General features: G+C 48.4%; 18 protein-coding genes. 9 read left to right on the forward strand and 9 right to left on the reverse strand.

The genetic code is table 11. From position 1 onward, the window contains the following. Positions 1-51: 51 nt before the first annotated feature. Positions 52-2,103 carry a tetratricopeptide repeat-containing sensor histidine kinase gene (locus DZK30_RS20130; protein ID WP_118975969.1) on the forward strand — a complete coding sequence of 684 codons (2,052 nt, stop codon included), beginning with the start codon at positions 52-54 and terminating at the stop codon, positions 2,101-2,103. A gap of 46 nt (positions 2,104-2,149) precedes the next feature. Continuing rightward, the gene (locus tag DZK30_RS20135) at positions 2,150-2,782 is read left to right on the forward strand and encodes a response regulator (RefSeq protein ID WP_118975970.1); all 633 of its coding nucleotides are present in this window, start codon (positions 2,150-2,152) and stop codon (positions 2,780-2,782) included. Positions 2,783-2,821: 39 nt separating this feature from the next. Here the strand turns inward: DZK30_RS20135 and DZK30_RS20140 are convergent, their stop codons facing one another. From DZK30_RS20140 to DZK30_RS20150, 3 genes are read right to left on the reverse strand one after another with little or no spacing between them, the layout of a single operon-like run. Next, on the reverse strand, positions 2,822-4,279 hold the full coding sequence (locus DZK30_RS20140; protein ID WP_118975971.1) for a hypothetical protein: 1,458 nt from the start codon (positions 4,277-4,279) through the stop codon (positions 2,822-2,824). A 43-nt stretch (positions 4,280-4,322) separates the two neighbouring features. Further along, positions 4,323-6,869: an Hsp70 family protein gene (locus tag DZK30_RS20145; protein WP_118975972.1), complete on the reverse strand. Its 2,547-nt coding sequence runs from the start codon at positions 6,867-6,869 to the stop codon at positions 4,323-4,325. Between the two features lie 3 nt (positions 6,870-6,872). Beyond that, on the reverse strand, positions 6,873-7,187 hold the full coding sequence (locus DZK30_RS20150; RefSeq protein ID WP_118975973.1) for a hypothetical protein: 315 nt from the start codon (positions 7,185-7,187) through the stop codon (positions 6,873-6,875). A 544-nt stretch (positions 7,188-7,731) separates the two neighbouring features. Here DZK30_RS20150 and DZK30_RS20160 point away from each other — a divergent pair. Beyond that, complete coding sequence (locus DZK30_RS20160; protein WP_162903279.1) at positions 7,732-9,975, forward strand: hypothetical protein; 2,244 nt, start codon at positions 7,732-7,734, stop codon at positions 9,973-9,975. Between the two features lie 737 nt (positions 9,976-10,712). On the opposite strand, the gene DZK30_RS20165 is transcribed toward DZK30_RS20160, so the two are convergent. The 3 genes from DZK30_RS20165 to DZK30_RS20175 all read right to left on the reverse strand — a co-directional run bounded on the left by DZK30_RS20165 (position 10,713) and on the right by DZK30_RS20175 (position 15,049). After that, complete coding sequence (locus tag DZK30_RS20165) at positions 10,713-12,728, reverse strand: FG-GAP-like repeat-containing protein (protein WP_162903280.1); 2,016 nt, start codon at positions 12,726-12,728, stop codon at positions 10,713-10,715. A 761-nt stretch (positions 12,729-13,489) separates the two neighbouring features. Continuing rightward, positions 13,490-13,780 carry a GIY-YIG nuclease family protein gene (locus DZK30_RS20170; protein WP_118975977.1) on the reverse strand — a complete coding sequence of 97 codons (291 nt, stop codon included), beginning with the start codon at positions 13,778-13,780 and terminating at the stop codon, positions 13,490-13,492. 1,011 nt (positions 13,781-14,791) lie between these two features. Beyond that, on the reverse strand, positions 14,792-15,049 hold the full coding sequence (locus DZK30_RS20175; RefSeq protein ID WP_118975978.1) for a hypothetical protein: 258 nt from the start codon (positions 15,047-15,049) through the stop codon (positions 14,792-14,794). Between the two features lie 160 nt (positions 15,050-15,209). Here DZK30_RS20175 and DZK30_RS20180 point away from each other — a divergent pair, with 160 nt between their 5' ends. Beyond that, a complete protein-coding gene (locus DZK30_RS20180) occupies positions 15,210-15,620 on the forward strand; it encodes a helix-turn-helix domain-containing protein (protein WP_118976008.1) in 411 nt (136 codons plus the stop codon). Between the two features lie 161 nt (positions 15,621-15,781). Continuing rightward, entirely contained in the window at positions 15,782-16,309 is a 528-nt protein-coding gene (locus DZK30_RS20185) for a hypothetical protein (protein WP_118975979.1), read from the forward strand. Positions 16,310-16,576: 267 nt separating this feature from the next. On the opposite strand, the gene DZK30_RS20190 is transcribed toward DZK30_RS20185, so the two are convergent. Then, positions 16,577-18,343 (reverse strand): ATP-dependent nuclease, encoded by a 1,767-nt coding sequence (locus DZK30_RS20190; RefSeq protein WP_118975980.1) that lies wholly within the window; start codon positions 18,341-18,343, stop codon positions 16,577-16,579. A gap of 291 nt (positions 18,344-18,634) precedes the next feature. Between DZK30_RS20190 and DZK30_RS20195 the strand changes: the two genes are divergently transcribed. After that, entirely contained in the window at positions 18,635-19,375 is a 741-nt protein-coding gene (locus DZK30_RS20195) for a hypothetical protein (RefSeq protein WP_118975981.1), read from the forward strand. Positions 19,376-19,725: 350 nt separating this feature from the next. On the opposite strand, the gene DZK30_RS20205 is transcribed toward DZK30_RS20195, so the two are convergent. Further along, entirely contained in the window at positions 19,726-19,944 is a 219-nt protein-coding gene (locus tag DZK30_RS20205) for a hypothetical protein (RefSeq protein WP_118975983.1), read from the reverse strand. 346 nt (positions 19,945-20,290) lie between these two features. Between DZK30_RS20205 and DZK30_RS20210 the strand changes: the two genes are divergently transcribed. Continuing rightward, a complete protein-coding gene (locus tag DZK30_RS20210; RefSeq protein WP_118975984.1) occupies positions 20,291-20,938 on the forward strand; it encodes a hypothetical protein in 648 nt (215 codons plus the stop codon). Between the two features lie 26 nt (positions 20,939-20,964). Then, positions 20,965-21,876, forward strand: coding sequence for a T9SS type A sorting domain-containing protein (locus DZK30_RS20215; protein ID WP_118975985.1), 912 nt, complete (start codon positions 20,965-20,967; stop codon positions 21,874-21,876). Positions 21,877-21,946: 70 nt separating this feature from the next. Here DZK30_RS20215 and DZK30_RS20220 read toward each other — a convergent pair whose 3' ends face one another. Then, positions 21,947-22,357 (reverse strand): ribosomal maturation YjgA family protein, encoded by a 411-nt coding sequence (locus tag DZK30_RS20220; RefSeq protein WP_118975986.1) that lies wholly within the window; start codon positions 22,355-22,357, stop codon positions 21,947-21,949. Here DZK30_RS20220 and DZK30_RS26000 point away from each other — a divergent pair. Beyond that, a partial coding sequence (locus DZK30_RS26000; RefSeq protein WP_162903281.1) for a hypothetical protein occupies positions 22,356-22,566 on the forward strand: 211 nt, incomplete at its 3' end. The genes DZK30_RS20220 and DZK30_RS26000 overlap by 2 nt on opposite strands.

Below are 22,566 nucleotides of genomic sequence, written 5' to 3' on the forward strand. Positions count from 1 at the left end.
CTGCTTAAACAAGGCATTTACCCGTCTATATATCTGTCATTCCTTTAACCCATGTTTCCGATAACGATGCGCCCTGCAAGCCCATTAAGATGCCTGCTGTTCTGCCGGCATCTTTGGGTATTGTTCCTGGTTCAATGGGGCACTGCCTGTTGTCTGCCTTATGCCGTAACAGCACAAAATGGTTTCAGGGAAAGCACCATATTCAGTAACCTGCCGCCGCAGACCGATACTGCCACCATTAACCAGCTGTTGAAACGCACGAAGCGTTTATTGCATAGCCAACCAGATCGTGCGCTGCTATTGGCCACCGAAGCATTAACGGCCAGCAGGGGTATTTTGTACCAGAGGGGCATTGCGCTGTCTTTACTCAACATGACGGCTTATTATTTTAATAAGGAAGAATACGCCAGGGCATCCCGTTGTCTTAAGGAGGCAACGCCTTATTGCCTTACCGCCTCGTCTGAAGATAAGCTGCTTATCCCCAAATTGTACTTGCTCCAGGCTAGTATCTTTAAAGTACGGGGCCAGTTCGACTCCGCTATTTATCTCTTTCAGAAGTCGCTGGCCAGGCTGGACCAGGATAAGTGTGAAGACACGGCAATGGTATCGCAGGTCTATTCCAGCACTGCTGCCACCTTAAGTAATGTGGAGCAACATGAAAAGGCTGTCTTCTATTACAAAAAAAGTACCGACCTCGCGCTTCAATTAAAGGATAGTGTCCTCCTTGCCCAAAACTATATGAACCTGGGTACTAATTACATCTTCCTAAAGCAACCGGATTCTGCCCGGCATTACCTCAGCTACGCTATAAGATTGTATCGCCGGCAGAACAATAAAAAGCGGGTACAGGCGGCGTATATCAATATGGGCATCAGCTGGAAGGGGCAGGACAACCTGAAATGGAGTAAGATATACCTGGACTCAGCAACCAGGGAAGACCCGGGAGGAGCCCGGAGTAATGAATTCCTGCAGCAAGGCTATGGTTCTGTATACGCTTCCGCGGGAAATTATAATAAGGCTATACTTTATTATAAAAAGGCGCTGGCTATTATCCTGCAAAAAGGAACCAATAGTAATGACATGGCTATATACCAGCAACTTGCCGGGAGCTATCATCATGTAGGCGACAATGCACAGGCTTACCAATACCAGAATATATACCTGGAGCTGAAAGATAGTCTGCTCAATGCAGATAAGACCAGGATCGTCAATACCCTTGAAGTGCAATACCGCAGCTCAGAAAAGGATAAGGAACTGGTTCAAAAACAGCTATTGCTTGCCCGCAGGGAGATCGAGCTAAAGGATAAAAATATGGTGGTCATCGTCATGACCGGCGCAGCCATACTGTGCCTTGCTGTATTTTTCAGTTTCTACCGTTCTTACCGGCACAAATTAAAATTGCAAACGGAAAAGATGCACAGCCTGCAACATGAACAACAGGTAAATATATTAAGCGCCCAAATGGAAGGCATAGAAAAGGAACGTACCCGCCTGGCCCAGGAGCTGCACGACGGCATAGGAGGCATGCTGGCCGCAGTAAAAATGAATTTTAGCATCTTACAGCACCATCATATCCCGCTCAGGGATTCGGCCGATTACCTGGACACGCTTCATCTGCTTAATAGTACAGCTGACGAAGTACGCAAAACCGCTCACAACCTCATGCCAGGCCTGTTGCAACAACAGGGACTAAAAACCGCACTGCAACAATATTGTGATAAAATCAATGCGGGCCAGAAATTGCTCGTCGTGGAATTCCAGGCGTACATGGCAGAAGACCTGCTGACCGAAGGACTAAAAAGAGCGGTTTTTCTGATTGTACAGGAATTGATACAGAACATTGTGAAACATGCTCATGCCACGCATGCACTGGTGCAGTTGAACGCGCACCATGGCCAGCTGCAGGTAATGGTAGAGGATAACGGGACGGGACTACCCGTGCAATGGGAAGAAAAAAATAATGATGGAATGGGATTAAGTAACTTAAAAACGCGTGTGCAATTGCTGCAAGGCACTTGCTTTATCGACTCTGTACCAGGCGAAGGAACGACGATTAACCTGGAATTTTATTTGACAAAAAAAGAAAGCAATGTGTTCCTGTAATTCCTTCATCTGATGAAATATCAAGTGAGGCCAAATAAAAAACAACATGCAAATAGCCATAGCTGACGATCATCCCATGGTGATCAAAGGTATTCAAAACATGCTACGCGACTATCCTCACATTAGCATAGGACAGGTATATGAAAACGGGAAACAACTCATGGATGGTTTGAAGCAACAACAACCCGACGTATTGCTATTGGACATACACATGCCTTATGCTAACGGCAATACGCTAATGCCACAAATCATCGGCCTCTATCCTGCCCTGTCGGTATTGGTGCTCACCAACGTGGAACAACCCTACCAGGTGAAACAAATGATGGAACAAGGCGCTCTGGGTTATCTGCTGAAGAGTACCGACCAGGAAACGCTGGTAGCGGCGCTGACCAAAGTATACGCCGGCAAGCAGTATATAGATGCTTTGCTGAAAGCCCCTTTGCAGGCTCATATTATTGCAGAGCGGAAAAAAGCATTAACACTGCCTTCCCTGAGCAGACGGGAAAAAGAGGTGTTACAGTTAATTGTAGCGGGTTCAACCAATCAGGAAATTGCAGCCACCTTATTCCTGGGTCAGCGTACGGTAGAAACCTACCGCTTAAACTTAATGGCAAAGCTCGCCGTAAAAAACACGGCTTCATTAGTCCGCAAAGCCATAGAAGATCAATTACTGGGATAGGGAATCTTACCCGGGGCCAGCGGATGAAAAATTCAGCGTTCAGTTTTTAACGAAGGGTAGTGCCCTGTAGTTTACGGCCTGGACTTTACCCTTCAGAGAGAGCACATAGCCGCTGTTACGCTGGTCGATGGTCACTACCAGTGGCATGTTTTTAAGCTTGTCTCTTTGCACCGAAGGCAGATCTATAGATTGTCCGTCGACCAAATTAAGCTTATGATAAGGTTGCCGTGCATCGGCAGCCACATGCAGGTATTGCAGGTCCTTTGTAGCAGGTACAATGACCTTGCTGACATCGGCCTGGTGAAAAGTAAGCATCATATCTATGCTCCGGCTCTGATACGCCCGTATCGCCAGTATATCGTGCTCGCCCACGGCGACATTGGACACATTGCCGGCGCTGATGACATCGACTTTGATGCGTTCTCCGGTATTGTTGACCAGGGCCATAGGATACAGGCTATCCAGGGGTCCCGCTTCAACGAGGAGATAGATAGGCCGGTCTGAAAAAATAGCTTTATTCACATCGAAATCTACAGGAAGCTTTGACGATTTGCTGTCACGGTATTGCTGCTGGTAAAAAAGGCGAATGCCTTCGTAGCTAAGGTCGGCCATTGCCGACTGATAGTCTTCCACCTTAAAAGTACTGGTACTCCTATTGGCCTTATCACCCGAAAAATCTATGCTCGACAATACACGGACCAGGATAATGAGACCGACCACGACCGGATACAGCGAAGGCATATTGAAAACGCCACGATTATTCTTTTTCCGGTACACTTCATGATTGCTGTTGATCAATCGTCTTAAAGAAGGGTCTACACGCTGCAATCCCATTAACCCCGCGCTGATCTCAAAGCCCAATTTTGGATTGGCTTTCTGTATCCTGACGGTAAAGTTAATGATAGCATTGGCCAGCTCGTCGGTATAAGGCATCAGGGAGGAGGGCAGCTTATTGATAAGCAGGCTCCAGGAGCTATCGCGCCAGGGGGCCAGCTCCGGCAAACGGTCGCGATAGGACTTGTCGTTCAGGTTGCGGAACAGCCGCAACGCTTCCTCGAGAAACACCCGTACGCTGCGTATCGCCTGCTCTTCATCTTCCGGCCTTACAAATACTAGGAAATCCATCCAGGACGCAGCGCTATAAAGATCCTGGTTGTGCAGCAAGGTATTCATGGCGCTATGGAATGCCGTCGCGAAATAAGGCGACACAAAATCGCGGAACCCTTCATCCCGGTGCAAAGCATACCACTGCCCCATGTTATCCATATGCAGGTGATCCTTTTCCAGCAGTTCCAGCAATTCTTTGTGTTCCCACAGCAACAGGTGGTAGTGCAATCGTTGCTGCGCATCGGCCTGGTCGAGCTCTTGCAGCACATCGTTCCCGGTAAAGCTGATCCCGTCGAGCGTGATCACGCCATCGGGTTGCAGCGCAAACTCGGCCTGTGCCAGCTTCTTCATACGGGACAGGCTTGCCGCCGCTATGGTTTCCGGCGCCATGCCAGCGTATTCAAAAAAACGGATCAACGATCGATACTGCATACTACCCTATCCCGGTGCCTTTAAAATCAGTAATACCCTTCATGGGCTGTGCCTGGCGCAGCAGGTGCGAAAGGTTATATACGTGCTGCCTGAATTCGAAAAAGCGCTCCTGCTCAAGTGCTTTATCTGCCATTCGGATTATGGTCTGCGCCCCGCCGGAGTTAGTAAAGGCATCGTCGGGTGCTGCCTTGATGCGATGAAAATATACGATCAGGTAGCTGGTCGTATTGGTCAGTATCTCCCATATCAGCTCATTCAGCTGTTCGATCGCCTTTTGCAATATAGAAGGATTGCGGGTACGCAATACCAGGCTTTCGTTCTGAACCAATTGCCGGAACTTGGCCTTCAGCCGGTCCTGTTCAAAATCACAAGCCGGCAGCTGCTGTTCTGCATAGTCGCGGGCATGCAGGTATTCCGACTGCAATTGCTGCAGCCGTTCGTTGCCACCGATCTTATCGTATTCTTGTGAGATACGGCCGATCGCCTCCGCGATCACATATTTTTTGTCGGAACGCTCTTTGTCTTTAAGCTTTGACAACGCCGGCTTATGACTTAGCAACTCGTCCAGCAGACCATTGGCTTGTATTGCCCATATCTCGTTGTCTTCATAATTGAAGGCTTTCACGGTTTTCCTTACTTCTGTTTCCAGGTCGTTGAACTGTTCCCTCAGGCGGGCAATGCTGATACGCTTTTCAGCTATCGAAAATACATTTTTGAAATCCTGTCCGGTCATCACCAGGAATACCTCGGTGCTCAATTCACGATTGTCCGACAGGAACAGTCCGATCTCGATATCGGAGCCTTTGATCAGGTCCGACTTCAGGTCTTTTCCCTGTATCTCGATACAACCGATGGTAAGATTGGACAAGGGCCGTGCATAGCGGTCGCCTTCCAGTATATTGATGATGATCTTATCGTCGCTACCCTTCTTGATTGTTTTGGATACCTCGCGGTACAAGGTCTTCTTCAGAGGCAGCACGCTGTTCTTTTCAAAGATCAGTTCCAGCCGCGTCGTATGGTTTTCGCGGTCATCCACCTCGATGCATATATCCTTCGGCAAGGGCTGGCCGGCAATATTATATTGCCCCTGCGTGATCACCAGCTCCTGCGCAAGGGTGCTAAGCTCCCGGTTCTGGCTATCATATACTGCCAGGCGGAAGGGGTTGGCGACATTGGGCAACAGGGGAAGGAACTCGGTAAATTTGGCTTTCAGCGGCACGAAGCCCGTGTCGAAACCACCGTCGCCCCTTACGATGCGATAGCTATGGTCAAAATAATTGCCGTTCACCTTCACCAGCAACACCTCCTCCGGCTCCTTGCTCATCTTGCTGAACGAAAGCAGCAGCTGTATATCCGGCAACTCCGTTTCGGTTCCGCCGGCAATGCCCTCCAGCAAAGCATCTATATCAGCATGCTCCGTGGGCTTATCCACTGCCGACGGCGTATAATATTTATTGGCTGCATAGTAGGCGGCACCCACCGCAACAGCTGTAGTCGGATCGACGCTTTTATTCACCACAATGCCTGTACTTTGCTCCAATGTTTCCTGCACATAAGGGATAAAGGTGCTGCCGCCCACAAGGATCAGCTGCCTTATTTGTTCCACCTTAAGGTGATTGCGATCCAGCACCTGCTGCAGCATATTAAGGGTTTCCTTTACCCGCTTTTCCAGCAATTGATTAAAGGCCTCCCTCCTGATCGTTATTTCAAAATCATGTCTGCGGTCATCGATCACCGCACTAAACTCGACTATAGCCGAAGCATAGGTCGAAAGCTCCTTCTTGGCCTCTTCCGTTTTATACAGCAGCTCGTAATACAGCTTTTCATATGGCCCGTAAGGTGTACTCCATTCCGCTTCAAAGCCGGAAGCGCCCGTTTGCCGCACGATCTCCGGAACAATTAATTGCTCCAGTATCATCAGGTCAAAGTCCAGGCCACCCAGGAAATTGTTGCCTTCGTGATCAACCACTTTCATTTCGCCTTCTTTGATCTGCACGAGCGCCACGTCGAAGGTACCGCCGCCAAGATCATACACCAGCCAATAACCTTCGTGGTCTTCTCCCTGTTGCTGGTTGAAATAGGCCAGGCTGGCGGCGATGGGTTCCTGCAGCAGAAATACTTCTTTCAATCCGGCTTCATTACCCGCTATACGCGTAGCATTGCTCTGCATGGTATCAAAAGAAGCAGGTATCGTGATAACAGCTGCCTCCGGCTTTTCGCCGCTGTGTACAAACTGCTGCAACTCCTGGAGCACATAGGCCGACAGCTGTACAGGCGTTACATTTTCGTCCAGGTTCACCACGTAATACCGCTCCTCTGTACCCATACGGCGCTTAAAGCCGCCGAATACATTTACGGCATCCTTGAGCATATACTCCCTGGCCTTGTCGCCCACAAGTATACGATCGTTGCGAAAGGCGACTACAGAAGCAAGCGTTTCCTTATGGCCAATAGGATTTTTATATACGGTTATATTCCCGTTGTCGAACCGGCTGATGAGGGAATTGGTGGTACCCAGATCGATGCCGAAATTGACAGGCTTCATCATAACTTATTTTTTTCTTTCTACGATCACGATACCTTTCTGCACCAGGCTAAGCGTACCTTCTTTTTTTTGATAGATCACCGGCTTGATCACTTGCGTAATGACCATGTCCCTTCCCTCATCGCCCGCAATACTGGCCGTGCAATCGGTACGGGCATCGGTATATTTTTCACCCAGGGGATTATTCCAGGTATAGCCTTCCTCCTCAAAGATATGCGCGAGCCGGTTCAGGTTACGTTCAAAACGGGACGATAGGCTATCCTGATCCAGCTTCTGACTGATCTCGAATACCTGGTTCATCACCGCGATCATAGCATCCATAGTGTAGAATTTTGGTAAAGATATTGCGTGTCCCCGAAATATGGCGCAACAAACAATTACCATACCTCCCGGCCCAGTAACGGAGCCCGCCGAAGCTCGTTTGCTGAGCCTGTCGAAGCAACAAAAATGAACTGAAAGACCGTATCGTATTTGTTCCCCGGCAAAACAGATAACGATAATTACGTTTTAAAACGTATTGCTACGCCTTTGCACGGCCGTACCTTTGTTCCGGAGCTTATGGTTCCTTCTTCATCACCAGGAGAAAAAAACGGCCCTATCTGATCCCGACCTGTAGAACCCTGAAACGAATTACGCTACTCCCGATCCCTTTTCTGTACGCTATCCGGCCGTTTGCCATCATCTGTTGATGACACTCAGGCTGCTGTCCCCTCCGGCAAGTCCCCTGTACCGATCGTGCCGGGACCACCTGATCATGCCGGTCATTATCCATCAAGGAGGAAGCCCAAAATCCTTTAAAGAGAGTAAGCGCCCGGAAGCCGAAAAGGGTATAGAGTAGGCATGCTTCTTCAAATTTACCCTTCCTATGAAACACCAATTCAGAGGCAATCTTAAAGCGTACTACTGCGGCGATTGCGCCGACTGGCTTTATCATGCAAAAGTGCGCCTATACCAGGCCGATCCCCGCGCCGAGGTTACCGTGCTGGCCGTTGCCAGCGAGAAAGACACCTTTCACCTGCGCAGCAAAGAAGAACTAAAGGCACTGGACAAGCGGCTTATCGCCGAAGCAGAGACCGATGCGCAGGGCAATTTTACTTTTGTATTCGACGACGAAAAGACCGGTTACAAAGGCGGGCCAGTGGAAATCGACTTTGCCTGCGATACGCTACCGCTCGACATCAGGCAACGCGATACGCTGAAGCCTAAAGCAGAGGGCCCTTTACAGTTTCACATCACCACCCTGCAACCCACCTGGAAAGGCGGCATCCGTGAGCAGCAGGATGTAGTTACCGCCTATTGGGAGTATGCCATTCCTCACCGGTTCTGGTGCAATATCCTGCGTCTCTTCGGCCTGTATGTCATCTGTGGACAGGTAAACGATTGTAAAGGCAAACAACCTGTGGGTGGCGTTAAAGTATCGGCCTTCGATGTGGACCTCATCCAGGACGATCCTTTGGGCTATGGCATTACTGCCAACGACGGGCATTTTAAGATCTACTATACCATAGCCGATTACAGCCATACCATTTTCAGCTGGCTTAACGTGGAATGGCCCGCCGGTCCCGATGTGTATTTCCGCATCGAGGCTGCCGACGGCACCGTGCTGCTCAACGAGAACCGCCAGCGCGGACACGATCGCGATCGCGCCAACCTGTCCAACTGCTTCTGCATCGACTTCTGCGTAGAATGTCCCAAAGGTTCTCTGGTAGCAGGCCTTACCGCCCCTTCCGGTTGCTACGACGGCAGTTTCCAATTGCTCAATGGCAAGTATATTCCCATTACCGGCACTGCGAGCGGCTGTGGCATGGAACGCTACGAGCTGGCCCTGCTGTGGGATGGTACCGATACCATCGCCAATAGCATCGTATACGCCGACACCGCCGGCAATCCCGACACCAGCCTGTCACAGGGCAATCACAGCGTCTTCAACGGGCCCTTAGGCTTTATCGATCTGCAGAAGGCAATCGAGAATGCCGGCGCACGTGTGGCCACCTCCACCAGCTTTACCGTGCAGCTCGACGCCTATAGCGGCAACGGCAGCACCGCCCATGCCACCATAAGCTTCCAACTGGACACTGCCGAAGTATATATCAAAAACATTGGCGGACGTACAGCGCCCGATGTGCTCAACCCCGCCGAGCAGCTCCATGTAGGCGACAATCCCGCGGCCGACCTCGGTACCGTAGGTGGCAGCGTAGGCGTCTATGGCGCCGCAAGGGTATACGGTTGCAGCAACGAGCAAATAAAAGAATACGCGCTATACTATAAGAAAGACGACTTCGGCAGCGCACAGCCCCCAACCGGTCCGCAGTACAATGCCTCGGCCAATGGCTGGACGCAGATATGCCATGTGGACTACAGCAGCTATTCTACCTTTACACCGGCCGAGCTCATAGGCAACAACGAGCTGCCAGGACCTTTATCCCGCCTCACCAACAGCGGCTTCTATACCTACCAGATGCCGGTCTACTTCCCGCTGCTGCATACCTGGATACACATACCCACACCCAAGCTTAACCCTTCTTCCTGGGGCACTGGCGCCAGCGGTCGGTACAGCGTATTGCTCGAAGTGGCCGACACCGGAGGTAGCTACTATTACGATATCCAACGGGTATGGGTCGACAACGAGACCATTACCGGCATCATTACCAAGATCGGCGACCAGCCCCCCTGCACCGACCTGTATATGCGCGACCGCAATGGCAATTTCAAGACCATCGATATCAAAGGCATCGCCTTCGATCCGCTCATCATCGCCACCGACTTCTCGGCCCCTACCAGCGACAATTTCGATTTCTACCGCATGGTGATCCAGAAGCAAAGCTCGGTGTCGGCGCCGCCACAGCTCGTACACAGCACCAGCCCCGTACCGGCCAGGCCGGCCTTGGCGCCCGTCGAAGGCAGCCTCACCAGCTTCAACCTGGCCAATCTCGATATGGCGACCAATCCTGCAGGCTGGCCCATGGATCAGCTACTGGCCGAGGGCACCAGCTGTAACTACAACTTCATCCTGTATGTGCAGGACAAGACTATCGTGAGTGAGTACACCAACCACAACAACGGCAACTATTACTTCCCCGTGAAGATCATTAATGGCAATGAGCCTTAGGTGGAGACGTTAGATGTGAGACGTTAGAGATTAGATGTTAGATGGCTTCAGGATTCAAGAATCAGGAATCAGAATTCAAGAGCCAGGATCCAGGACATGAATAACGCAAAAAGCCGGAACAGGTGGATACCTGCTCCGGCTTTTGTTATGTTCTAAATTGAAGCTCCTTGCAGCGTCCCATCTTTGCGACCTTTGCGCGAACCTTCGCGATCTTTGCGGTTACCCATTTCACGCCCTTTGCCGTTTTAGACACATCACCATCTGGTGTTAATTCTCATACCCTTTGCACCTGGCCTGCTTTGCGACCTTTGCGTGAACCTTTTCGATCTTTGCGGTTACCCATTTCACGCCCTTTGCCGTTTTAGACACATCACCATCTGGTGTTAATTCTCATACCCTTTGCACCTGGCCTGCTTTGCGACCTTTGCGATCTTTGCGGTTAGCCTACTTTGCAATCTTTGCACCCTCTGCGTTTGTTGCCCATGCCCCTATCCGATGTTTCAACTTAATACTTCGATCTACGTTATATCTTCATGGGACAAAAATGCCGTAAATACCGGAAGGCCAGGAAGAACAGGGTGATCCCCAATCCGAAGGGCCTGCAACAGAATAACACGTTACGGGAGAAATGCCGCAACGTAAAAAAACAGGCAAACAATAAAGACTAAAAAAACTGCCGGCGACGGAAATCCGTGCCGGCAGGTGTATAGGGATCGACTGCTATCCGAATAGCAGCATTATTGTTTCAGTATCCTGATCACACGATCGCCCGATGCTCCTTTCAGCTGTAGCAAGTACACGCCCGCCGCTCTATTGCTCAGGTCCAATTCCAGGTGATGCGCTTCCGCAGCGATAGCCATATGGTACCATACCTTTCCGCTGATATCGGATAATTGTACCTGCTGGTAATTTCCTGCGACCACATCAACCGACAATCTTCCGGAAACAGGATTAGGATGCACCTGCACCAGGCCCTCTTGTTCAAAAAACAATTGCTGTACCGGCGAATACATAGCCTGCCCGTCGAGATCCACTTGCTTCAGGCGATAGTAAGCCTTGCCGGCCCCGGGCTTTGCATGCACATAATGGTAAGATGCCGTCAAACCCTCGCCGCCCTTGCAGGCCACCTGATCCAGGGAAGTATAGTTCTTTCCATCGGTGCTATACTGCACCTCGAAATAAGCCGCATGTAGCTCAGATGCCGTTTCCCAATCCAATACCGCTGCCGTCCCTTGCTTTTGTGCGGTAAAGGAAAGCAAAGTTACCGGCAGTGCAGTACCGGTGGTAAAAGCGATAAAGTTGTTGCGCCTGATCGGCGCCACCGCAAAGTCGCCCGGCGGTATCTCACCAAAGAGATGTCCTTCGTTATCCCTGAATGCCGTAGCATCGAAAGTAAGATAGTAGCCCGTAGAGCCGCTTAAGTTGCCTACCGGGTTCACCGTAATAGTCGTGGTATTCAATCCGCTTACGGCAGCGCCGCCTATGGCTATGGTTTCAAAAATTGAATTGTCCGCAGTACGGCGAATGTACATATTCCCGCCGGCGGATACTACCGGCTCCGAGAAGGTGAGTACCAGGTTGGCCGTAGTGCTTACATTCACAGCGCCGTTAGCCGGATTGCTCGATACCAGCCGGGGGGGACTGCCCGCCACCGTCCACATACCAGTACCGCCTGTGGTGTCCTGGTCTACGATATCAACATCACCATCGTTGTCGTAGTCATATACAAACATAGACGCGGATGCCAATTGCTGGTTGGCAAAATTAAACGAGGTAAAAGGCGTACCTGCGACATTGGCATTGGGGTAATCGGTATAAGTGCCGTTGCCACCATTTTTCATATAACCAAAACCAGCGCCTGCTGTATTGCTGGCCTGGTACAATAGATCAACATCGCCATCGCTGTCAAAATCGCCATAAAGCAAACGGCCCGAAAAGGCCATCGTCATCGTAAAAGGGTTGGAAGCAGCATACTGGAATACTCCGCTATTGTTTACCCATACGCCCAATGCGCCATTGCCAGCGCTATCCCGGTCCACAATATCATCATCCCCGTCGTGGTCATAATCAAACACAAACATAGTCGCCGTGGCAATTTGCTGGTGCGTCAGATCAAGCGTTGCAAAAGGAGTGCCCGCGGTATTGGCATTGGTATACGAAGTAAAAGTACCATTGCCATTGCTTTTCATATAACCGAAACCGGCGCCCATAACGTTACTCGACTGGTATAGCACATCGATATCGCCGTCATTATCAAAATCGCCATAGAGCAAGCGACCGCCAAAAGCCATGGTCATCGGGAGCGGATTGCCCGCAGCATACTGGAACACGCCGTTATTGTTAACCCATACATCCTGTTCGCCGCCACCAACACTATCCCGGTCTACAATATCGACATCCCCGTCATGATCGTAATCAAACACGAACATACTCGCGGTAGAAATTTGCTGGTGGGTAAGATTGAGCGTGGCAAAAGGTGTGCCGGCAACATTCGCATTGGGATAATTGGTAAACGTACCGCTGCCGTTGTTTTTCATATAACCGAAACCCTGACCCATATTATTGGCCGATTGGTATAGCACGTCCACGTCGCCATCCTTATCAAAATCGCCGAAGAGCTGGCGACCGCGAAAAGCCATAGTCATGTTGAGCGTACTGGGAACAATGCTGAATTGTGTTTGGGCAAAGCCACTAACAGATAGCAGCAGGAGCAATACCGGCAGGCAGTATCGCATGGTGTAGAGGAAGCGCATATTGGTTATGTGATTATTGGCAAGGCACAAAAGTATCATACATAATGGATGCGTTATGTTTATTTATTGTTATTGAAATAAGATGGTTGGTTTACCATCAGTATATGGGGTAATAGGCACACGCGATGGCGCGTGCACCAGCATACAAAGAGACACTGCGCCGCCACGAGAAAATAATACGCCCCATTGTCATCCCGCACCTGGCAGAGCGGAGTGAAGAATCCAGGATGAATAAAGGAGAAGAAATGCTTCGGTAGCTCCCGCAGACCTCGGCACGACATCAACACCAACTATAAACGCCCCATTGTCATCCTGATCGTAGCTTGCGCAGCATGCGGAGTGAAGGATCTCAATTGTGTAGCAGAAGCAAGTACATCACAAAAGCAACGATAATCATTCTCGATTCCCACCGCGCTAGCGAATATAATGATCAAGATGCTTCGGTTGCTGCGCAGACCTCAGCATGACAATGTGATGTTTACAGTTTGGGGCTAACGTAACTGTAAACGCCCCATTGTCGCCCTGATCGCAGCTTGCGGAGTGAAGGATCTCAAATATGCATTCATACAAAAGCAACCAAAAACAGCGATAAACAACCCTGCCTCCACAGCCCATATAATGACAGAGATGCTTCGGTGGCGCCCGCAGACCTCAGCATAACAATACGATGTCTATGCTTGGGGCTTGCGTAACTGTAAACCCCATTGTCATCCTGATCGTAGCTTGCGCAGCATGCGAAGTGAAGGATCTTGATTTACCTTTTAGCCAATATTCAAGAACTGCATTTCAGGATTGGCCAATTTTATCAACGTTACTTTTTTTGCCCTTGTCCATCCTTTTATTTCTTTCTCTCGTGAAATTGCCTCACGAATATCTCTGTACTCCTCATAATAGAGCAAATGAATACAATTATACTTCCCCGAAAAGGACTGTTTATTTCCCAACGCATCCTGCATGTGCTCATCAATCCTTCTCGAAAGGTCGTTTGTAACACCAGTATATAAAACCGTCTTTGTCTTGTTTGTAAGGATATATACAAAATAGCTTCGCATATCCAGCGTTGTATTTCTTCGAAGATAGTAAATGCATTTATGTTTGATTGAGATGACAATAGGAAGTTTATGGTGGGGCTAACGTAACTGTAAACGCCCCATTGTCATCCTGATCGTAGCTTGCGCAGCATGCGGAGTGAAGGATCTCAAATATGCATTCGTACAAAAGCAACCAAAAAACAGCGATGAACAACCTTGCCTCCACAGCCCATATAATAACAGAGATGCTTCGGTGGCGCCCGCAGACCTCAGTAATAACGTCTTTATGATTTAACGCCAATCCCAACTATAAACACCCCATTGTCATCCTGATCGCAGCTTGCGCAGCATGCGGAGTGAAGGATCTCAATGATGCAGCAGAAGCAAGTACATCACAAATGCAACGATAATCATTCTCAACTCCTACTGCGCTAGCGAATATAATGATCAAGATGCCTCGGTAGCTGCGCAGACCTCAGCATGACAATGCGATGTTTATGGTTGGGGCTAACGTAACTGTAAACTCCCCATTGTCGCCCTGATCGTAGCTTGCGCAGCATGTGGAGTGAAGGATCTCAAATATGCATTCGTACAAAAGCAACCAAAAAACAGCGATGAACAACCTTGCCTCCACAGCCCATATAATAACAGAGATGCTTCGGTGGCGCCCGCAGACCTCAGTAATAACGTCTTTATGATTTAACGCCAATCCCAACTATAAACGCCCCATTGTCATCCTGAACGTAGCTTGCGCAGCATGCGAAGTGAAGGATCTCAATAATGCAGTTGCATCAAGTGCAACCCAAAAAGCAACGACAAACATTCTTGGCTCCTACTGTGCCAGTGAATATAACGATCAAGATGCTTCGGTGGCGCCCGCAAACCTCAGTAATAGCGTCTTTATGATTTAACGCCAATCCCAACTATAAACACCCCATTGTCATCCTGATCGTAGCTTGCGCAGCTTGCGAAGTGAAGGATCTCAACTGTGAAGCAGTACTTTTAGCTACTACCTTGGGGAAGAAGCTAAAATTACCCCTCCCTTAGCGCCAGTAAATAATCGGCCTCCAGCAGTACCGATAGATCTTTGTAAAAACGCATGAGCTCCAGCGCCGTCGCATCCTCAGTGCGCAGCAGCTTGCCCGTGGCCCAGCTGTTAAACAACACTTCCAGTAAAGCATGGCAACGCTCGTGCGAATACTGTTGAAGAAAGTGGGAATGTGTGGCTCGCAGCTGCAGGCGGTTGCTGCGCCGCAGCGCAGTCAGTTCTTTTTTAATCAGCCGGTTCATAAAAACAAGATTGTGTTTATGTTTGGCGGCGGTATTGGTAAGTACAAAGCAAGGTAACCTCCATTAACTACCCAAGCCCATGCCCGGATACCGCAGCAAAAAAGTGGCATATTTCAGCAAGCCGCCCGCTGGGATAGCATTAAATCTTTATATTTGTGGCATGACAAGCCATTCCGAAAAACACATCCACCAGGGCCGCAACATCAAGCGCTTTCGCGAAATGCTGGGCATCAAGCAGGAAGCCATAGCCATAGAGCTGGGCGACGACTGGACGCAGAAAAAGGTATCGCACCTGGAGACCAAGGAGACCATAGAGCCAGCCCTGCTGCAACAGGTGGCCGCTATACTCAAGGTACCCGTAGCAGCCCTCGAAAATATGGATGATGAAGGTGCAATCAATATTATTGCAAATACATTTACTGATAATGACGAAGCTATTGCTGTAGGTAATATTGATAACTACAAATGCAATTTCAACCCGCTCGATAAAATGGTGGAACTCTACGAGCGCATGATAGCCCAGCAGGCCGAGATGATTGAGAAGCTCGAACGGTTGATAAAGGAGAAGTGAGATGACACCAAAGGTCTGTTTCTTCTATTCGTTAAGTGCCTATGAAAGCCATGAAGTTTTTGTTATTGGTTCCTCTACTGGCTGCCTGTAATCCGGTGCAGCAAAAGAAACGAACACTGAGCACAATAATAGCTAAGCCAATCCCTCCCTTTGTTAAACCAGTGCTTGCTCAGCCCTTAGTTAAAGATACAGTTGTTTGTTACCAACTTAAAAGCCTGGAAGATTGCGCCAATATATTTGCAGGCAAATCTGCCTTTACCGATACGCTATTGATCCCTTGCAAAGAAACAGACTTAAAAACCACCTATACCAGCGATGTGATAAGAGAATGGGAATTTGAAGCCGATCCGAAAACCTTTAGTTTCGACAGCCTAAAAGTAGTTCCCGACTACAATACCACCGTACTAAAGAATGAATATGTTCCTGATATTGCCGTTACGTTTTACCCCGTATATCTTGTCAACTCTACGGGAACAATCAGGGCCTTTGCAGGAAAAGACAGCTACACCTTCGCCATACAAGAAGCTATGGACAAAAAAGGCAATTGGTGGCCTATAGAAGCGCGGGTGTACGACTTTTGCGGCAATGGTACCTGGTTGCTCAAAATAAGACCTGGTGAGTTTGCTACTATTCTATTTCATAAGTACACCGGCAGCTTTAAAACGAAACTCAGGGTAAGAATAAAATAATGAAACCCTATATCTCTCTGCTCCTTATGAAGGAACCATAAACGAGGAACAATTCCGCTTAAGAAAAAGTAATTATTTATACAGGAGAATGCGAAAAGAGAAAGCTGCGATTATCCATTCCCGCTTTTTCGATGCCCCACCGTTAGGTTGGCGATGATGACTGCTGCAGCTTTAAGAACGTTGTTCCAACGGGCTAAGATGATAGAAAAGTTGGAAAGTTTGATCAAGGAGAAGCATAATGCAAGTCCAAATAACGAACTTTCATCATTATCTATTTCTAAAAAAAGGCACAACTTCATCACTAACAAACTTTAGAATAGGCTCAAATCCAAGACTGTCAGGTTGAGTTGTAATCATAAATTTTGAGAGTTTATCCTTATTCCCATCCGGTACTTTCATTTTTATATATAGAAGTTCCTCTTCTGAAAATTTAAATGCCCCTAATTTCTCATCAATTGTTTGATCGATTCTATCTAGTTTAACAAATGAATTTAATTCTTCAATACTTCTTTCTTCAAGCCATCCTTTCTTTGCTGCCATATTCCATACAACAGGAGGGTACATTTCTTCCAATTCAATAGGAAAAATTGAAACTTTCTGTTTAATCCTTATCAAATGCCCCGGAACTTTATATTTCAGGCCCTTCACTCTCTTATTGCTCTCAGCATTTTTATAGGCGTCTTCACTCCTTAGTTTTAATAATTCCCTATTTCCAGATTCATCATTATCAAAAATCCCCAAAGCTTTAAATTCAGTAGCTCCCGATATCCAAGCCCATGCCATAACTTGATTCTTTACACCAGAACATCCAAGTCCATCATCTTTAACTTTCAGATTAAGGTGTGGAAATTTCTGATCCAATAGCCATTGAAATATCCTCACCTCGTCCCGTCCTTCTACGAATAGAACATCGCTATGTATTTGCTGCAGTTTTTTCTTGTATTGCTGTAAATCTGCTTTCAAGGTTTCAATCTCCTCGCTCTTTTTCGCAACATAAGGAGCCACAACTGGCATTAGTCCCATCTCGGTATCCATTTCATTAGTTTCTTGCATCATCTGCAAACTTGATTCAATTCCCGGGCTTTTTAAAACTTTGTATAAGTAAACCTTCCCTACATGTTTTGTAAATAGTGAATAAAAGCCAGGAGAATGTGTAGTGATTAATATTTGAATACCTTTCGAGTACTCCTGAAAGTTTTCTGCCAATTTGAAACTGGTAAACATTTCTAAATTGTTCTCAGGTTCTTCGTATCCCCAAATCATGTTTATGTTTGGAGAACCCTTAGTTTTATTTCTATTAAGTTGATCGGAAACAAATTTAAGTATAACTGGAATGTGTCTTGTCTTGATGCCATCACCTCTATTATCAAGTGAAATTTCCGATTTTCCATCCACAGTTGAAAAATCTAATGTTTTAAATAGAGCTTGCAAATTTGGAGGTAACCGAATTTGACTTTTTAGAGAGAGTCTATCATCAATTTCAGAAATCATTGACGAGGTAGTCAATTTAATTTTTTTTATAAAATCATCACCGGCGTTTCTTAAATCATCTTCAACTGTCTCAGCTAAAGAATCATGCAATTGTGCAAGTAAAATCTGGAAATAAGTATTTCCTCTAATCGCAGGAACATAAGCATATCTTATGTTGCTTAGCCAAGAGAACAATTTCGATTTACGAGGGAAACGTGTTCCATTTGCGAAGGTCACATTATCAGGTTGTAAACCATTCTTCCTCCATGATTTTGACCATTTAATGTCTTTACTTCCCTTATAAGTTTTGGGTGGAGTAATTATTAGATCAATAAAAATCTCCGGGGCCTTCTTGTTTCTTTGTGGAGCATAAATACAATAATCCTGATCAAAGTCGAATGGCTTACCGTAGTCAGTTTCATTATTAAAGAATAAATTAAGAGCTTTAAGAACATTAGATTTTCCAGCATCATTTTTGCCAACAAATAGAGAAAGGTCATTCAAGTCGATAGTGATGTTTCCAATCGACCGGAAATATTTAATAGTTATTTGCTTAATGATCATAATAGTGAGAAGGTTAGATTTAAATTCTTTTTTTACTGTGGACTAGCCTTAACAGTTTTATCCATTATAGCAGGCAATTTCTTAGCTGTGGATAAATCAGGCTTGTCATTCATAAGATTGGTTTTATTTAAGAAATCAAAGATTATCATTTCCGCCCATTCCCACAACCCCCACATTCGTCCCTCCCATCACCCTAACAGGTGATTTTCCGCTCTTTTGGCACGCATTTCCTCCTTTTGGCACAGCGCTTGATGCGTTTTGGGTATTGTTCACGCTTTAAAAACAAGCATCATGGCAAAACAATCAGAAAGCACCAATGCCAAAAACCTCACCCACTTCGCAGCCTTGATCGATGTGCTGCTAACCTTTGGCGCCACTTACCGGCCGGTCAATCCGCTGCTGGCACTGCCGGCTATGGAAGTACAACTGCTGAAAGCCCAGGAGGCACAAGAACTGTGCAACCAGCGCAAGTCGGCCTATAGCCTGGCGGTGGATAAGCAACAGCTTAACTTTACCGATCTCTCGCGCCTGGCTACCCATATAGGTAATGCTTTTAAGGCTGCCGGTACCACTGCCCAGGACCAGGCTACACTCGAGTCGGTGCTGCGCCGGCTTAAGGGCGTACGCGCTACCAAGCCTAAAGCACCGGTTGCTCCCGAGGCTGGTATGCCTGTCAATGCCAAAAGCACGATATCGACTGCACAAATGAGCTATGCCAACCGTATCGACAACTTTGCCCTGCTGATCGAAACCCTGAGATCGGGCGGTCTATACCAGCCCAACGAACAACACCTGTCGGTAGCCGGTCTCGAAATACGGCTCAACGATATGCGCCAAAGCCATCGCGAGGTGTCGGTAGCGCTGGCGGGCCTGCAGGAAGCGCGCGACAAGCGCGATGCGCTGCTCTATACGCCGGGTACTGGCGTAGCCGATGTAGCCAGGGCCGCCAAGACGTATATTAAGAGTGTGTACGGCGCCACATCGGCCCAGTACAAGCATGTTACAGGTCTGCACTTTACCTCGGCCGGTTAGTGCGTTGTTGCATCCCGGTATGGGATATCGATTTACAAGGGGCGCCAAGTTGTATATCCCTGCCCTTGGGTTGCAATAGCTTTCCGTATTAACCAAACAAGCTTCCTGAATTTCAGAATAACCTCCCGTGACTTCAAAATAACCTTCCATGATTTCAGAATAAGCTCCCCAAATTTTAGAATAGCCTTCCTTGAAATCCGAAAAGGTGCCAACAATTCCGGAATAGCTACCCGGGAAATCCGAAAAGGCTTCTGAAATTTCAGAATAGCTTCCCATCATTTCAGAACAGGTCGCCACAATTTCAAAATAAGGTTCCGGGATATTTCAGTCCCGTATTCCGGATACGCACCTCACTTACATACCCCACAGGTACCGCCCCGCTTGCTGCAATGCTTGCAGTATTTACAATTTTTACAGGCCTGGCAATGCTTATCGCCGCTGCAGCCCCAGCTACGGCTATGGGCCGGTTCGTTATGCTCTTCTACCACTGTTACAGATACATTATTGCCATTGCAGGCGCAAAAACAGCTCAGCAGCAACAGCCGGCAGATAAGCAGCATACGGTTCATAGGTTATAGATAGGTGTTGGCCGTGTAAAGTTTGGCTTTTCTTACCGGCGCTGCTATACCTATGCCTCGGTATTTTGAGGTTAAGGAACAAGATATACGTTGCCTTCATGGTGCGGCTGTTTACCCCCGTCAAATACCAGCTATTTTTCCGGGTGATTGCCAGAACTTCTTTTCGGGTACAACTGCTTAGCTGCTGATCTATAAAAACTTAACAGGCTATAAAGAAGGCCTGTGGCGGCTTCCATAACGCAGGCAAAACCGGAAGGCTCTGTTAAAACCAGCAATGATGGGGTGTAAAGGGCTTTAAGCGATATTATCTTTAAGGTAACTAAACAACACCCCAACTATGTTACAACGATCCCCCCGCTGGAAGGCCTTGCTGCTGGGTCTGGGCCTGGCGCTGCCGCTGTATGCCGCTGCCCAGTCGCCCACACTGCCCCTGAGCCCTATGCAGGCCCGCGACATTGCCGTGCACGACCTCAACAGGGTACTGGAATGGCTTCCGCCCGATCACCTGGAAGTATACGGTTTCTCCGACCAGGACGATTTTTCTGCGATCAGCATCGGTACGCCGCTATATGTTACGGCCTTCTCCGATGAGTCGGTGATTGCCGGCAGTAATCCCATGGTGCAAACGCATATGGTTATGCTGCCACTGGTATTGAAAGGCACTGCGCGTTGCTTTATCTACCTGAGCCCTAATGAAGAGGGTCGGTGGAGTACCAATGGTCTGGGCGGCCACAACGAGGCTATCAGCTGGGACGCTATGATGAAGGGTAAAGAAGCCACAACTGCGGGCTACCTTACCTTGCTGCATATACCGCAAAATAATGCCGATTACCTGTGGCAAACAGAAAGCCGGAACTGGCAAGACATTAGCGTAGGCCCCGGTCACAACAATGGCCAGGTACTACAGGCCGACCAGGCTTTCCGCGTAGCGGTACGTATTGCGGCAGAAGCCAGGGCTACGGTAAAAGAAGATGCCGGTAGCTGATTTCATTCATCAAAATCATTCCAAACATGAAAAGGATCTATACTTATATCTTAGGGGTGGTATTGCTGCCCTTGAGCGGCGCGGTGAACGCGCAAACTACCGGATCGTATGTGCCGGTATATGTACAGGAACAAACACAATGGTGCTGGGCCGCCTGTAGCGCGATGCTGTACTGGGCCTATGGCTCGGGCACACAAAGCCAGTGTACGCTGGTGGGCGTAGCGCGCGACAAGGAGAACGGCAATATATTTGGCGGCTGCAATAGCCTGAGCAATAGCACGGCCAGTCCCTGCACCAGTCCGGCTACCTTTAACTCGCCACAGAGCATCTACGGCTGCGATGGCTCCATCGAAAGTATCCTGGATAATTACGGCATTTCTTCCACCGGCTACGGCTACGCATTTTCTGCTACCGATGTGGCCAACGCTACGGCTGCCCGCAAGCATATGGTGGCCCGCTGGGGCTGGAACAGCGGTGGCGGTCACTTTGTGGTGATCAACCGCTACAAAGACGGCAATGTTTATTTCAACAACCCCTTGTCGAGCAGCGCCTATATATGGAGCTATGCCAATTTCAGCACTTCGTATGGCAGCGCCACCTGGACACATACGCTGCGCATGGACAATAGCGCTCCCTATGGTACTATTTACAATAAAGGCCAGGCGCCTATCGACATCAGCGCCTTTGCACCCGGCGCCGAGCCCAGTCTCAACTGCTATCCCAACCCGGCAAGCAACCGCTTGAATGCCGTGATCAATCTTCCTGAAGGACAGGAAGGTGCGCTGAGCCTCTGCGATGCTACCGGCCGCCAGGTGTACAGCACATCATTGGGCCAGGGTAAACATACGCTGAGCATCGATGTATCGTCCTGGGCGCGCGGAATCTATTTCCTGCAGCTGAACGGCACACCGCTGCGCCAGCGTGTGAGCATCCAATAACCGAGACCTTCCCCGGAATGCGCATCAATAAAAAACACCTCCTGTTCTTGCAACAGAAGGTGTTTTGCTTTTAGGGGTAAAGTGTATCCGGTGAGCCAGGTTGTCTGTTCTTTGCCGATCCAACAAGCGTTATAATCAATATTGCGATAGCGCCTAAAGCGTAGGATAATATATCGAGCCAATGAAAGGAGTTGCCAATAACGATATTCCAGAAGCGGCTCTTTTGCAGGCCCAGGTGTGCTACCAGGTTAAAGTATTGTGCCATCTCTACCGCGCAGGCAAAAAGAAAAACTGCGATTACAGTTGGTACAGGTTTGCTATCGATAAAGCTCCTGATAAAATAATAGATCAGCACCACCACAAGCAGATCACCACCATAAGGCCTGATGATTCTATCGTGGACATACAGGGCAATAAAGATCTCTACGAGCAGCAGGATGAGGAAAACAATAAAAGCGGGAAGATGAAAACGGAGCTTCATGGGTCCAAAGATAAGCAAGCCGGTCGGGACGCATAGCGGCCTGAACGGCGGCGGCACCTGGAGCATGATTGTGGGGGAAGATCATCCAGATCCGTTCAGATCGCTGCGCGCTCAGCTATCCCTGGGGATACCCTTCTCACAGACGCGTTGCGGCTCCTGCTGCAGCTTGCAGCAAGCACGTTCCGGCCGCGGCGGTTATGGCCATAAAA

Source organism: Taibaiella koreensis, assembly GCF_003545715.1.
Lineage (GTDB): Bacteria > Bacteroidota > Bacteroidia > Chitinophagales > Chitinophagaceae > Taibaiella > Taibaiella koreensis.